The organism is Maribacter sp. UBA3344 (genome assembly GCF_002362375.1).
GTDB lineage: Bacteria > Bacteroidota > Bacteroidia > Flavobacteriales > Flavobacteriaceae > Maribacter > Maribacter dokdonensis.
Genome location: NZ_DERI01000024.1, coordinates 74,496 through 90,663 on the forward strand (window position 1 = coordinate 74,496; position 16,168 = coordinate 90,663).

Sequence of the window (16,168 nt, forward strand, 5' to 3'; positions counted from 1 at the left end):
ATTATTAAAGGAAAATTGCTATTATTATACCGGATTTTGATTTTTTTAACATTTAATTCCGCAACTATAAATTTTAAAAAGTCAATTTCTACACAATTAATTTAAACTAACAAACAACAATTATGAGTCAAAAACGTGATTACACGTTGATGAGCTCCAGTAAAAGGTCTTCCTTTATTAAATCTGGGGTATTGTCAATGCTTGTTTGCCTAAGCACACAATTAGTGCAGGCAAATGAAAACACAAGTACTTCAAACAAAGTTGAAGTAGGAGCAGTTCAAACTACTGTTACCGGAACCGTTCTAGATGACACAGGTCAACCTTTACCTGGTGCAAACGTCGTAGAGAAAGGTACTACTAACGGTACACAAACAGATTTTGATGGTAATTATAGCTTAAATGTATCTGCCGGTGCTACGTTGGTATTTAGCTATATAGGATTTAAAAGCACCGAAGTTGCCGTAAACGGCCAGTCAAATGTAAACGCTACCCTAGCCGAGGATGCAGCTGCACTTGACGAAGTTATTGTTTTAGGATATTCTCAACAAACAAGAGGTGACCTTACGGGGTCTGTAGCTTCTGTAGATGTTTCTGAAGCAACCAAGGCACCAGTTGTAAATGCTGCCTCAGCATTACAAGGACGTGTTAGTGGTGTTACCGTAGTACAGAATGCTACACCAGGTAGTCCACCAAAAATCAATATTCGTGGATTTGGTACTAGTAATAACACCAACCCATTATTTATTATAGATGGTCTACAGACAGATGATCCATTTGTACTAAATAGTATAAACCCTAACGATATTGCCCAAATGAACGTTTTAAAAGATGGTGCAGCGGCAATTTACGGTGCAAGAGCATCTAACGGGGTAGTGATTATTACAACCAAAGGTGGTGGTTACAATATGGAAAAACCAATAGTATCTATTGATACTTATACTGGTTTCTCTTCAATAGCGAATACACCAGATTTTTTGAACGCACAACAATTAGGAGATGTCCTATTTCAAAGTGCAGCTAACGATGGTACAGCTTTTGACCACCCACAATACGGAAATGGTTCTTCAGCAATTGTTCCTTCTACCTTAAATGGTTATACCAGAGTTGTTTCTTATGACCCAATTGTAAGAGGTGACGCTTCGGCTACTGTTAACCCTAACGGTACTGATTGGTTAGATGCCATTACAAGAACTTCGGTAATACAAAGTGTTGCCTTTTCTGTTGCAAATGGTGAGGAAAATAGTAAATACTCTCTTTCAGCAAATTATTTAAACAACCCAAGTAACCTTGTAGATACATTTTACAAAATTGGTCAAATACGTTTAAATTCTGAATTTAAACTTGGAGACAAAGTAAGAATTGGAGAGCATTTTAGTGCTGCCTATTCCAATGGTAACCAAGGTGGAGCTGGAGCAAGATATGAAGAAGCGGTAAGAAGCAGCCCGTTAATTCCTTTATATGATGACAACGGCAATTTTGCGGGTACCGGTGCTCAAGGTACAGGTAACTCAAGAAGCCCATTAGCTCAATTAAGTAGACAAAGTGACAACTTTAATAAGACCTTAAGACTTCTTGGAGATGTATACTTATCAGCGGAGCTAATGGATGGCCTTACTTTTAAAACTACTATTGGTGGAACGATCAATTCATTCAACACCCGTAGTTTCCAAGCTTTAGATCCAGAACATAGTGAGCCGTTAGGAACTAACACACTAACAGAAATAAATCAAGATGGCTATTCTTGGACTTTTACTAACACCTTAAATTACAAGAAAACCTTTGAAAACAGCAAAATAGATGCCTTAGTAGGTATAGAGTCTGTAGAAGATGGAATTAAAGGAAAACAAGTTAGCCGAACAGGTTTCTTATTTGAAACTCCAGATTTTTATTTGTTGAACAATGGTAGCGGAACACCAAACATCGACAATGCTTTTGATTCGGCTACGTCTCTTTATTCTTTATTTGGTTCTGCAACGTATTCTTATGCTGACAAATATTTTATAACGGGTACCTTACGTAATGATACCTCCTCTCGTTTTTCAGGGGATAACAAGAGTGATACGTTCCCTTCTATTAGTGCAGGTTGGGTAGTTAGCAAAGAAGATTTTATTTCTTCTGATTCAGCTTTGAGCTGGTTCAAATTAAAAGGTTCATGGGGTCAATTAGGTAATCAATCTTTACCTGCAAGTAACCCTACTATAAATATTTCTTCACTTAATGAGAGTTTAGGTAACTATGCTATTGACGGTAATGCAATTGCTACTGGAGCAATATTATCTTCTGTTGGTAACCCAAATTTACGCTGGGAAACTAGTGAAGCTATTAATGCAGGTGTAGAATTAGGCTTTTTCAATGACAAGTTCAATGTTGATTTTGAATGGTTTAAGATCACTACAAAAGATTTGATTACTCAAGATAACAGTTTGATCAGTACTACAGCCATTGATGCTGCGGCACCATACGTAAACTCAGGTAATGTAGAAAACACAGGTTTTGACATTAATCTTAGATACAAAGATGAAACTACATCTGGTTGGAAATATGGGTTTGATGTAAATTTCTCTCATTACAAGAATGAAGTAACAGATTGGATCAGTGAATTCCAAACAGGTGATGATAGCTTCCGTGGTGGAGCAGTATCTAGAACTCAAGTAGGTCAACCAATTTCGTCTTTCTTTGGTAGAGAAGTAATAGGTTTTACAGATGAAGGTAGATTTGAATATAGAGATATAGATGGTAATAATACTATAGACGATAGTGATAGAACATTTATTGGATCTCCGCATCCAGACTTTACATATGGCTTTAACTTTAACCTAGGTTATAAAGCTTTTGACCTATCATTATTCTTACAAGGTTCTCAAGGAAACGATGTATACAACTACGTTAAGATATTTACAGATTTCCCAACTTTTGTTGATGGAAATAGAAGTGTCAGAGTATTAGATTCTTGGACACCATCAAATACTAATGCTACTTTACCAGCATTAAGTAATTCAATACAAAACAGCGAAACGCAACCTAATTCTTACTTTGTAGAGGATGGCTCTTACTTGCGTTTAAAGAATATACAATTAGGGTATGCTTTCCCTGAAAAAGTGACAAGTAAAATTGGTCTTGATATGTTGAGAGTATACATTCAAGGAACAAACTTGTTTACTATTACAGGATATGATGGCTTTGACCCAGAAATTATATCATCTGTTACCGGTAATAACTTAACATTGGGTGTAGACAACCAGGTTGTACCACAATCTAGAATTCTTACACTTGGATTTAATTTAAAATTGTAAAAAAATGAAAAAGAAATTAATTTATTTATTCACATTATTCGCCGCTATAAGTGCATGTAGCGATGAATTTACAGAGCAACCCGCTATAGGTGCGCTAAGTGATGCTGCCGTTCAAAATGAAGACGGTGTAGAACTACTTTTAATTGGTGCATATTCAACCTTAGATGGAATTAGAAACAATTTATCAGGTAACGGTTTTGCCGCTAGTGGTGACAACTGGTGGTTTGATGTTATCGCAGATGATGCCCACAAAGGAAGTACAGATGGTGACCAAGCTGATCTTTTTGAAATGGAAGTTTACAACTGGACCACAGGTAACCCATACGTTTTAGGTAAATGGTCGTCAATTTTTGCAGGTGTAAACAGAGCAAATGCCGTTATATCTCTTATTTCTTCAATTGAAGATGCAGATTTAACAGGTAAACTTGCCGAGGCCCGTTTTTTAAGAGGTCATTTTAATTTTGAGTTGCAAAGAATCTACGGAAATGTTCCTTACATTTCTGAAGAAAATTATGCAAATACAGAGTTTAACCAACCAAATCCAGGTCCTATTTGGGATCAGATTGAAGCTGATTTTCAGTTCGCAATGGATAATCTACCTGCTACACAAGAGCAATCCGGTAGACCTACATCTTGGGCAGCCCAGACTTATTTAGGAAAAGTACACTTACAGCAATCAGATTGGGCAGCTGCATTTGATTTATTAGAAGATGTAATCAACAATGGTCCATACAGTTTAAATGCTGAATTCTTGGACAATTTCATTAGCTCAGGTGAGAATAGTTCAGAATCTGTTTTCGCTATTCAGTTCACTGCAGATACCGGACAATCTTTTAACGGTAATATTGGTGGAGTACTAAACTTCCCTAATCCAGGTCCATTTGGTTCATGTTGTGGCTTTTACCAACCTTCTCAAGATTTGGTAAACGCTTTCCAAACTGATGAGGACGGATTACCATTATTAGATACCTTTAATGCTGCTGGTAATGATGTAGCCAATGATTACGGCATTGAAGATGAAGATGCCTTTACACCTCATACTGGACCTTTAGATCCTAGATTAGATTATACTGTTGGTAGAAGAGGTATTGATTATAATGGTTATGGCACCTTCCCAGGGCATTCTTGGATCCGTGCAACATTTGCCGATATATCAGGGCCATATTTACCAGCCAAAAACGTTTATCAATCTGGTGATACCGACAACCAAGGTACAGGTGCATGGGGTCAGCAACACTCTGGCATAAACTATAACATTATACGTTTTGCAGATGTTCTTTTAATGGGTGCAGAAGCTGCAGTTGAATTAAACGACTTAGCATCAGCATTAACTTGGGTAAACATGGTTAGAAACAGAGCAAAAAGCATGTCTTATGTACAAAATGAAGCTGGTGATGCAGATGCAGCCAATTATGTAATTGAACCTTACACAAGTTTTGCAGATCAAGCATTTGCAAGAAAAGCAGTTCGTCATGAGCGCCGTTTAGAACTTGGAATGGAAGGTCACCGTTTGTTTGACCTAAGAAGATGGGGCAACGGAGTTGAAGTTATCAATGAGTACATAGCTAATGAAAGCCGTACTATTGAAAATTTTGGTACAAAAGCAAACGCATTCGAAGCTAAACATGATTTATTGCCTATACCTTTAAGTGCAATTGACTTAAGTGGAGGTGTTTTAGAGCAAAACCCAGGTTTTTAAGTCTATAAATTCTTTGTAATAAGCAGGACATCTAATTGATGTCCTGCTTTTTTTATATCCTAAAAAACCTATCCTTATTTAGAATTACCCTGGTTAAATTTTAAATAATTTAAGCCTATAATGCCATCTATTTAACTTTCATAAATTCATTGTAAAACACTATTTTGCATAGTAGAAACAAATAGACCATTCATTCAAATAGTACTTCTCAACACTTGTCTAAACTCAATTATCTGATAAGAACAATACTTAAACAATAACTTACAACAAACAACACAACAAAAACTAACTGATATGCGTATTATTTCTTACTCTTCAATAATACTGATCGCCATTAGTATCTTTTCATGTACTAAACAAAAATCAACATTATTTCAAATGGTTCCTAGTAATGAATCTGGAATTACCTTCAACAATAAAATAATAGAAACGGATAGCTTTAATATTCTAACTAGCGAATACATTTTTAATGGTGGCGGTGTTGCCATAGGTGATTTTAACAATGATGAGCTACCGGATATTTTTTTTAGCGGTAATCAAGTAAATAATAAATTATACCTAAATCTTGGTGATTTTAAGTTCAAGGATGTTTCAAAAGAATCTGGCATAGAAGCTATTGCCCAATGGAATACTGGAGTTGCACTTGCTGACATCAATAATGACGGTAATTTAGACATGTATGTATGTTCTGCAATGTTGAATAGTGACGAGGCCAAAAAAAACATACTATTTGTTCATCAAGGTCTAAATGAAAATGGCGTTCCAATTTTTAAAAATTTAGCAAAACAATATGGTATAGAAGAATCTGGCAACAGTATGGGCGCTACCTTTTTTGACTACAATAAAGATGGCTTACTTGACCTATATGTACTTAATAATGTAGATATTCATATTTTACCTACCAACTATAGAAAGAAAATTACCGATGGAACTGCATTAAGCAATGATAAATTATACAAGAACAATGGCGACGGCACTTTTACAAATGCTACCGTTGAAGCAGGTATAACTATTGAAGGTTTTGGTTTAGGGCTCTCTATATCTGACCTTAACTATGACGGCTGGCCAGATATTTATGTAAGTAATGACTATTTGACCAATGACCTTCTTTATATCAATAACCAAGACGGAACATTTTCCAATCAAATTGCATCTCGTATAAAGCACCAAAGCAAATTTTCTATGGGTAATGATATATCTGACTTTAACAATGATGGTTATTTGGATATTGTAACCTTGGATATGCTTGGCGAAACCAACAGAAGGTTAAAAACTACCTTATCTGGGCATAAATACACTGAATATATTTTGAACGAAAGATTTGGTTATGAAAACCAACACACTAGAAACATGCTTCAAAAAGGCAATGGCAACAACATACCTTACAGCGAAATAGGTTTATTGGCTGGCGTGTCAAAAACAGATTGGAGTTGGTCACCACTTTTTGCGGATATGGACAATGATGGCTACCAAGACTTAATGATTACAAATGGCTTTCCTAGAGATATTACCGATTTGGATTTTGGCGATTTTAAATTTAATGTTAGTAGATATCTTAGTCCTGCACAAATTTTAGATTCAATTCCTAAAATTAAGATTCCAAACTATGCCTATAAAAATAATCGTAACAATGGTTTTACTGATGTAAGTAATGAATGGGGCATTGGCATACCATCATTTTCTAACGGTGCTGCATTTGCCGATCTTGACAATGACGGGGATTTAGACTATATCATAAACAATATTAATGATGAAGCATCCATATTTGAAAATACTACAGACACAAGTGATGAAAAACATAATTATTTGAGCATAGCTTTAAATAACACCTCCTCCAATACCTTAAAGGATGGTGCTAAAATTGTTGTTCGGCTAAATGATGGCACATTTCAGTATAAAGAATATCACACCTATAGGGGCTACATGTCTACCGTTGAAGATATATTTCATTTCGGTCTTGGTGATGCAACAAAAGTTAAATCTATCGAAGTTTTATGGCCAGATAATAAATACCAAAAATTGACCGACATTGAAAGTAACCAACGTATAATATTAGAGGCCAAAAATGCAAAGACAGTAAAAAATAACAGCCTTGTTTTTCCATACGTCCCCAAACAGGAAAAACCAATTTTTAGAGAAGTTTCAAAAGATATTGGGGTAACGTTTTTACATGAAGAAAAAGATATTATCGATTATAACATACAACGTACATTACCGCACAAACTAACACAAAATGGTCCATTTACCACTGCCGGAGACTTAAACGGTGATGGTCATCAAGATTTTATAGTTGCCAGTTCTGCCGGTATGTCGCCACAATTATTTTTCCAAAATGCACAGGGTCATTTTACGCAAAAACCTTTGTTCACCGATGAGGAAAATAAAAAATATGAAGAAGAAAGTATTGCTTTGTTTGATTTAGATAATGACGGCGATCTAGACATGTATCTCGTTTCTGGCAGTAACGAGTTTGAATTGGATAGCAATTATTACAATCATAGGTTACTAACAAACGATGGTAACGGAAATTTCATACTTACTACAGATAAAATGCCATTGGTTAAAACAAGTGGTTCTATAGTAGCCATTACCGATTACGACCATGACGGATATGTTGATCTTTTTGTTGGTGGCAGAACTCCTTTTTCTAAATTCCCCAATCCTGACAAAAGTCTTATCTTAAAGAACGAAAAAGGTATTTTAAAAGATGTTACGGACAATATAGCTCAAGACCTTCGTCAGATAGGAATGGTAACCGATGCTGTATGGGCAGACGTTGATTTGGATGGAAATGAAGATCTAGTTATTGTGGGTGAATTTATGCCCATTACCATTTATAAAAATAACCTTACACGTTTTTCGAAAATTGAAAATACCGGGGTTGACAGTTTATTTGGCTGGTGGGAGAGTATAACAAAAACAGATGTTGACAATGATGGTGATATAGATTTTATAATAGGTAATTTAGGAATGAACAACTTTTACAATCCTACAACCGAAAGACCTGTTAATCTGATTGCCAAAGATTTTGATAACAATGGTACTTTAGACCCAGTAATGTTCGCTTACTTTAAAGAAAGCTTTGAAAACCCTACCTACAAATCATTCCCTGTAAACTTTTGGGGAGATTTAAATGGTCAAAGTCCTATTTTTAGAGCCAAGTACAATTCTTTTAAAGCCTATTCAAGGGCAACAATCACAAATTTGTTTTCTAATGAAGAATTACAAAATTCAACTAAATTAACAGCTAATTACGACAAAAGCATAGTGCTGCTAAATGAAGGTGATGGTAAATTTTCACATATACCTTTACCTATTGATGCACAAGTAGCCCCTGTTAACGGTTCAATAACGGTAGATTTTAATGAAGACGGTTATAATGACATCTTATTAATTGGCAATAATTTTGGTAATGAAGTTTTTGTAGGTCGTAATGATGCCCTGAACGGTCTGCTATTGCAAAATGATGGTAATGGTAATTTTAAATCGGTATCAACTAGCAAAAGTGGCTTTTTTGTACCTGGTGATGCAAAAAGTATCACTACCGTTAAAAATAGTAAGAACGCACTACCCTATTATATTGTTACACAAAACAGAGATTCTATAAGAATTTTTCAAAAAAACTAGTTCGCATAAATTCATTAATTTGAGCAAACTTAATTAAATAGAAGATATTTAAACATCTCAAGAGAATATCCAACTTTTGTTAGCTACTTAAAATAAAAAAAGGGTGAAATAATCTGTAATGTTGCAGATTATTTCACCCTTTTTTTTGCTTGACACCTCACTTATCTTGTATTTATTACCCTACAAAATCATACCTGAACGACATCTAATAATCGACTAACAACACCACTGAAACCACAAATAAACTATTCATAAAATTTAATAGTTAAAATTGGTTTTTTGATAAATTATTAACTAATATTATAATAATATTACGTTAATCTTAACTAAAATTAAGATTAGTTAATAAATCAACAATTAATCAAACAACAACTAATTATGAATCAAAAACAAGATTTTAAATCATTAAAATCCAAAAAAAGACAGTCGGTCTTAAGAAGCGGATTTTTATTGATTTTAGCGTCTTTATGCTTTAATGGCCTTAGCGCTAATGAAAAGCCAAACGAAATTAAGTACAATGAACCCCTCAAGGTTCAAACAACTGTGACCGGTACGGTATTAGATGACCTAGGCACTCCGTTACCTGGTGCCAGTATCATCGAAAAAGGTACCACGAATGGTACCCAAACCGACTTTGATGGTAATTTTACCATAGACGTAGCGGCATCTGCAACCTTAGTAGTGAGTTACGTAGGTTTTAAAACTGTTGAAATAGCTGCTAGCTCCTCTCCTATTTCAGTAACCTTAACCGAAGATGCCGCTGCTTTGGATGAGGTTGTGGTAACAGGATATGGTTCTCAGTCTAAAAGGGATGTAACGGGTTCAGTTTCAACAGTAGATGTTGAAGAGCTAAATGCCGTGCCTGCTACTACTTTTGCACAACAACTACAAGGTAGGGCTGCCGGTATTGGTATTGTAAATGATGCAACTCCCGGTGGTGAGGCTACGGTAAGAATTAGAGGTTTTGGTACCATTGGCAACAATGACCCTCTATACGTTATTGATGGGGTACCTTCAAGATCACAAGCAAACCTTAACCCAAATGACATAGAATCTTTACAGGTTCTTAAAGATGCATCTGCAGCATCAATTTACGGTTCAAGAGCTGCAAATGGTGTAATAATTATCACCACCAAAAAAGGTAAAATGGGTAAACCGGTCATCACTTATGATACCTATTACGGTTTACAGTCGGGATTAGGAGAAGTAGAAGCCTTAAATGCTGCGGAGTTAGGTGAATACCTTTATTTAGCCGATCTATATGCTGGCAAGGATCCTAGTCATGGTCAATATTCTTTTGGCCCAAATGGAGAAATAGGAATACCTGACTATGTTTTCCCAAGTGGCGCCATGGAAGGTGATCCCGGTACAGACCCCGATTTGTATGCATTGGAAGAAGGTAATATTTATGCTATTGTGCGCGCCGCCGATACCAATTGGTGGAATGAAGTAACTAGAACCGCGCCAATTTTAAACCATCAAATATCAGCCTCTGGCGCAACTGAAAATGCAAGATACGCCTTTACACTAGGTTACTTTGCTCAAGATGCGATAACTAAATTTGTAGGCTACAATAGAACATCCATTCGTGCAAATACAGAATTTAAAGCATTAAATAAAAAGTTAACTGTTGGTGAAAACCTTTCTGTAAACTTTGACAATAGAAAAGGTGGTTTTGGAAATGATGAGGAACAAAATGCAGTTTCGGGTTCGTATAAACATCATCCACTTTTACCGATCTATGATATTGCCGGTAACTTTGCAGGTAGTAGAGGTGCTAACCTAGGTAACAACTTTAACCCATATGCAACTTTATACAGAGAGCAAGACAACAGAACATATCGTTTACGTGTATTCGGTAACGTTTTTGCCTCCTATGACATTACGGACGACTTGCAGGTGAAAACTAGTTTTGGTGTAGATGCTACAGGTGAAAGAGGTAGATATTTAAGAAGACAAAACCCAGAGTATGTAGAAGGAAACTTCATCAGCGGCTCAACTTCAACTAACAGGTATGAATATCAATGGCAATGGAATACGGTATTGACCTATGCTAAAACTTGGAATGAAGTCCATAATTTTGATGCTTATGTAGGGGTTGAGGGTATTGAGGCTTATGGTGAAGAATTTGGGGCCAGTAGAAATGGCTATGCTTTTGAAACGCTTGACATTCAACGCTATTTAGATTTAGGTGATGCTACCACGGCGAGTAACTACGGGTATGCATTTAGAGATTATACGCTATTTTCTGAATTTGGAAAGCTGAATTATAACTACGATGGAAAATATTTAGCTCAGTTTATATTAAGAAATGATGCTTCATCTAGGTTTCAATCTGCTTCTAGGAGTGCAATATTCCCTGCTTTTAGTTTAGGTTGGAGAGTATCAGACGAGGCCTTTATGCAAAATCTAGAAAAGGTAGATGAACTTAAACTTAGATATGGTTGGGGTAAAACGGGTAACCAAGAAATTGGAGATTACAATTCTTATACTACTTACCGTTCCAATATTTTCAACGCAGGATATCCAATTGATGGAGCAACGGGTGCACCAACTTTAGGTTTTGACGTTCAAAGTTATGGTAACCCAAATGCTAAATGGGAAACTACTACATCAAACAACATTGGTGTTGACCTTTCAATGTTCGATAGAAGATTTAATATAGGTCTTGATTTATGGGACAGGATAACGACAGACATGTTGTTTAGAAGACAAATCACGTATACCGCAGGTGATGCACAAGCACCGTTCTTCAATGTTGGTGAAATGACCAATAAAGGTGTAGACTTACAAATATCTTGGGACGATAAAAAAGGCGACTGGGGTTACGGTGTTAGCTTCAACCTTTCTGCTTACAAAAACGAGGTTAATAAATTAAGTGAAACAGATGACGGTACCGTTTTGTTTGGTGATGCTTCTAGAGTTCCTTCTTTAACCATTACAGAAGTTGGCGAACCAATATCATCCTTCTATGGCTTTAAAACCGAAGGAATTTTCCAGTCTCAGGCAGAGGCAGATGCTTGGCCTACATATGGCAGCTACAATGCACCTGGTAAATTGAAGGTAACAGATGTGAATAATGATGGGCAGATAGATGATGATGATAGAACGATCATTGGAAGTCCGCACCCAGATTTCACCTATGGTGTCAATATAGATGTTAGTTACAAAAACCTGGCCTTGAACATATTCGGTAATGGTTCTGAAGGAAATGACATTTACAACTACGTAAGGTATTTTGCAGATTTTAACACCTTTCAAGGAAACAGATCAAAAAGAGCGCTTTATGATGCATGGCAACCTGCCAACCCTTCTGCTCCCGTTAGCGAATGGGTAGCGGCTAATCCAAATGCCACTGTACCGATAATGGATGCTAACGATCAAATTAGTAGTAGACCTTCATCTTATTTCATTGAAGATGGTAGTTATTTTAGACTTAAAAATGTTCAGTTGACCTATTCCTTCCCTTCAGATTTAATGGAAAAAATAGGTATTTCAAGAGGACAGATATATGTACAGGGTCAAAACTTAGCTACATGGACAAAGTACACAGGTTTAAACCCTGAAATACAAGCAGGTAATAGAGATGACGCTACATTAGGCTTTGATGGCGGTTACATGCCGGTATCGCGTACCTATACATTAGGTCTAAGATTAACCCTTAACTAAAAAATCTAATTGCTTAAAAAAGCTATCATTTAATGAAACATATAAAATTTTAATGATGAAAAGAAAAAATATAATATTAATGGTATTTATCTGTATGGCCATCTTTACGGTTGGTTGTAGCGATGAATTTTTAACACGAACTCCAGAGGGGCAATTTGGTACAAATAGTCTTGAAACGGAAGATGGTTTAGATGGCATTCTATTGGGTGCCTATGCCATGATTGACGGTGCTGGTTTAGATGGCACTGCAGATTGGAACGTTACGGTAGAAAACTGGGCATTTAACATAGCTTCGGATGATGCACTTAAGGGTACCGATGCGGGTGACCAACCAGAACAGTCTTTTATTGAAGCCTATGACTATCAATCTTTCAATGGTCATATTACAAATAGATGGAGATCACTGTTCAAAGGTGTAGCTAGAGCGAACAATGCCATTAACGCCGCCAATAGTTTAGAAGATCTTTCTGATGAAAAGAGAACCCAAGTAATTGCTGAAGCGCGATTCTTAAGAGGTATTTTTCATATGGAAGCACGCAAAATGTGGAGAATGCCACCTTACATTGGCGAGGAAGATTACATTTTAGATGATGTTGAAAGCACCAAAGTGCCTAATGATCGTGAAATATGGCCGTTTATTGAAGCTGATTTTGAAGCTGCAGCGGCAAGTTTACCCACAACACAAAGTCAAGTAGGTAGACCTACTAGTTGGGCAGCTAAAGCTTTTTTGGCCAAATCAAAAATGTACCAGGGTTGGGACGAGAATGGAACGCCTAATACCGCAAAACTTGGTGAGGCCAAAACTTTACTAGATGAAATTGTGAACTCAGGTGTATTTAGCCTTGCCACTAAATTTGAAGATAATTTTTTGGTAGCCACAAGAAATAACCCAGAGTCTATATTTGAAATTCAATATGCCGTAAGTAGTGCTGCAGATCAAGCCTCTAGTAGAGGTATGGGTCTTGCCCACCCATATACAGACCCTTGGGGCTGTTGCGGATTTTATCAGGTATCACAGAACTTGGTAAATGCCTATAGAACCGAAGCCGGTTTACCTTTGATCGATAATTTTGATGCTGAGGACATCAGTATAGATACCAATGAAGACGGTACTAGTGCTGAAACGGCTACTTTAGACCCTAGAATAGATCATACTTTAGGAAGACCTGGAATACTTTACAAAGGTTTCAAAATCTATCAAACCGATTTTGTTAGAGATTTGTCATATGCAGGTCCTTTCTTCTCTAAGAAGCATGTTGCAGAGCCAGAAGGTTTTGGTGTTGGCGGATGGGGAAATCTATCAGCAAACAATTACCGATATATGCGCTATGGCATGATTCTATTATGGTTGGCAGAAGCAGAAGTGGAAGTAGGAAGTTTAGAAAGAGCTCGTGAACTTGTAAATGAAATTAGAACAAGAGCCGCTAATCCTGATGGATTTGTACCTTTGGCCACACAAGGAACGGACAGAAATGATTTCAGCATTGTAGAGGGCGAAGCTGCAGCAAATTATGATATTGCAACGTATGATGCACCATGGACGGACAAAGCTGCCGCCAGGGATGCCGTACGTTTTGAAACAAGATTGGAATTTGCCATGGAAGGTCACCGTTACTGGGATCTGGTCCGTTGGGGAATTGCCGCTGAAACCTTAAACAACTACATAGCCAGTGAGTCTCAACATAGAACATACTTAGTAGGAAAATCTTTTACGGAAGGAAAAAATGAATATTTCCCTATACCAAGTCAAGCAATTGATAGATCTGCAGTTGATGGTCAACCAACATTGACACAAGATCCAGCTTACTAATTAAAATTATTGTTAATTGTTAGTTGCATAAAGAGTGGTCAAATTATTTTTTTGGCCACTCTTTATTAATTTAAAACTACTTGGTTAAACGATTAATATACACCTATTAAATGAGTTCTAATATAGACCGGTATTTCGTTGAGACCATCGTCTAATTTTAATTTCATTACTTCAGAAGGTACCAAGGGCATATGGCAGGAAATACAATTTTGAGTTTCAATATGTTTATTTACCTCGACGCTACTGTTAATAGCTGTAATATTATGGCAAGACAAACACTTTGCATTGAAAACATCTTGTTCACCTCGTTCATTTTCATGTGGACTATGACAAGTAATGCAATCCATTTTTGAAGAATTCACAAAACACTTGCTTTCACTGAGAAGCCCCATTTGATTTCCATGAACATCTAATTTGAGATTTCTATTGTTATTCTGATAATTTTTGGAGTAGGCCGATAATGTATCGCCAGCAATAAAGGAGAACGGATTACCTTTTACCTGTTGTGCTTGTAACCCAGAGTGACATACGGCACAGGCATCTAAGCGCTGTTGTTGGGTGTACTTACCATAATTATCTACATGTACACCTACTTTTTCATTAGGTTTGGTCCTATGGTAAACTACGTGTTCTTCTAAAGGTCCATGACACCTTTGGCAATCAATACCTAGCAACAATTTATTGCGTTTATAAATATTTCCGTTACCAGTTTCATTTTTATTTTCGGCAAAGGTCACATGACATTTTAAACAATTATCATCTACAGGTCTATTGAAAGAGTATTTGGGAAAATTGGGACTATTGACCCAAGTATTGGCAGGCTCAAAATAGGATAGTTGTAATTGATATAGCTTATCATCTTCCCAGCTCAGATAACTTTGCCCTTTTACTCCAGAACCAATAGTAATATCCAGCTTAGATTTCACCAAGGCAGTATCGTCAAACTTTGGTTTGATCAATTGATAAATCCCATCGTTTTCTTTTATTAATTTTAAACGCACCCCTTTTAGATTCAGCTCATTGGAGCCTTCGGCAAGTTTACCTTTAATGTGTTCTTCATTGGCAATCGCTGACGTGTTGTAATGAGCTGTTTTTACATGACTCTTAAAAATATCTTCATGGCATTCTATGCAGGTATCCTGAGCTACAAAGTTTTTGCCATTATAATGTGTAGCTACGATTTCCGGCTCTAAATAATCCGAGATTGTAACAGTGTTTTTTAGATACCATAAGATATAAAAGAGCAATACAAGAACAATTGAACATAAAATGTATTTTGTATGCTTGCTTTTCATTGTAGTTTTTAAGATCTACTTTAATTCCTGGTTCATAAACCAATCATAAAGTGCATCGGTCTCATAAGCTTTTATCCATGCACTATGGCCTACGTTAGGATATCTTGTAAAAATTACCTCATATCCCATTTCCTTTAATTTAGCAACCATATTTTCAGACTCTGAGAATGGAATGGATTTATCTTTCTCACCATGAAAGACCCATATGGGCATTTCCCTATTGATCCATGAAGCATAGGGCAATGGTGCCATACCACAAACTACTGCCATTGCAGCAAATGTATTGGGATATTGTACCGCCATTTCCCATGCAGCGCCACCACCCCTACTTAATCCGGTTATATAAATCCGTTTTTTGTCTATTCTATTATTATCCACAATAGAATCTAACAACTGTTTAACAGCCCTTGTATTCCACCATTTCTTGGCGTTGGGGTTCTGTGGCGCCAAAATCAAAAATGGGAACTTTTTTCCTTGAACTATCAATTTTGGAGGACCATTTCTCTTCACCGTGACCAGGCTATCACCAGATTCACCTCCGCCGTGCAAAAACAATAAGATCGGAAACTCTTTATCAGGTTCGTCCTCATAATCCTCAGGATAGTACAAATAATAAGATAGTTTCTCTTTTACATTGGTCTCCATCTCAGCGTCTATTAGACTAGGCTTTTCTTGAGATGCACAACTTTGAAAAATAATCAATAGAACTATATACGGAACAATCCTCATCATAAAAACAATTTACGCTCAAATGTACCTAAAAACAAGTTGTATT

General features: G+C 36.5%; 7 protein-coding genes. 5 read left to right on the forward strand and 2 right to left on the reverse strand.

Features of this window, described 5'->3' with window-relative positions; all coding sequences use genetic code 11:
• Positions 1–122 precede the first annotated feature (122 nt).
• The 5 genes from B2Z27_RS14890 (at position 123) to B2Z27_RS14910 (ending at position 14,098) form a co-directional block, all read left to right on the forward strand.
• Complete coding sequence (locus B2Z27_RS14890; protein ID WP_286814232.1) at positions 123–3,293, forward strand: SusC/RagA family TonB-linked outer membrane protein; 3,171 nt, start codon at positions 123–125, stop codon at positions 3,291–3,293.
• A gap of 4 nt (positions 3,294–3,297) precedes the next feature.
• Positions 3,298–4,992, forward strand: a complete 1,695-nt coding sequence (locus tag B2Z27_RS14895) for a RagB/SusD family nutrient uptake outer membrane protein (RefSeq protein ID WP_286814233.1) — start codon at positions 3,298–3,300, stop codon at positions 4,990–4,992.
• Positions 4,993–5,286: 294 nt separating this feature from the next.
• On the forward strand, positions 5,287–8,619 hold the full coding sequence (locus B2Z27_RS14900) for a VCBS repeat-containing protein (RefSeq protein WP_286814234.1): 3,333 nt from the start codon (positions 5,287–5,289) through the stop codon (positions 8,617–8,619).
• 378 nt (positions 8,620–8,997) lie between these two features.
• The gene (locus B2Z27_RS14905; RefSeq protein WP_286814235.1) at positions 8,998–12,288 is read left to right on the forward strand and encodes a SusC/RagA family TonB-linked outer membrane protein; all 3,291 of its coding nucleotides are present in this window, start codon (positions 8,998–9,000) and stop codon (positions 12,286–12,288) included.
• 52 nt (positions 12,289–12,340) lie between these two features.
• A complete protein-coding gene (locus tag B2Z27_RS14910; RefSeq protein ID WP_236973371.1) occupies positions 12,341–14,098 on the forward strand; it encodes a RagB/SusD family nutrient uptake outer membrane protein in 1,758 nt (585 codons plus the stop codon).
• Positions 14,099–14,190: 92 nt separating this feature from the next.
• On the opposite strand, the gene B2Z27_RS14915 is transcribed toward B2Z27_RS14910, so the two are convergent.
• Together B2Z27_RS14915 and B2Z27_RS14920 are read right to left on the reverse strand one after the other, a co-directional pair.
• On the reverse strand, positions 14,191–15,393 hold the full coding sequence (locus B2Z27_RS14915; protein WP_286814236.1) for a multiheme c-type cytochrome: 1,203 nt from the start codon (positions 15,391–15,393) through the stop codon (positions 14,191–14,193).
• Between the two features lie 15 nt (positions 15,394–15,408).
• Positions 15,409–16,125: a prolyl oligopeptidase family serine peptidase gene (locus B2Z27_RS14920; RefSeq protein ID WP_058103302.1), complete on the reverse strand. Its 717-nt coding sequence runs from the start codon at positions 16,123–16,125 to the stop codon at positions 15,409–15,411.
• Positions 16,126–16,168: the final 43 nt, after the last annotated feature.

Coding starts and splice junctions, on each gene's coding strand:
- B2Z27_RS14890 (WP_286814232.1), top strand. CDS start 123: ATGAGTCAAAAACGTGATTACACGTTGATGAGCTCCAGTAAAAGGTCT.
- B2Z27_RS14900 (WP_286814234.1), top strand. CDS start 5,287: ATGCGTATTATTTCTTACTCTTCAATAATACTGATCGCCATTAGTATC.
- B2Z27_RS14895 (WP_286814233.1), top strand. CDS start 3,298: ATGAAAAAGAAATTAATTTATTTATTCACATTATTCGCCGCTATAAGT.
- B2Z27_RS14920 (WP_058103302.1), bottom strand. CDS start 16,125: ATGATGAGGATTGTTCCGTATATAGTTCTATTGATTATTTTTCAAAGT.
- B2Z27_RS14915 (WP_286814236.1), bottom strand. CDS start 15,393: ATGAAAAGCAAGCATACAAAATACATTTTATGTTCAATTGTTCTTGTA.
- B2Z27_RS14905 (WP_286814235.1), top strand. CDS start 8,998: ATGAATCAAAAACAAGATTTTAAATCATTAAAATCCAAAAAAAGACAG.
- B2Z27_RS14910 (WP_236973371.1), top strand. CDS start 12,341: ATGATGAAAAGAAAAAATATAATATTAATGGTATTTATCTGTATGGCC.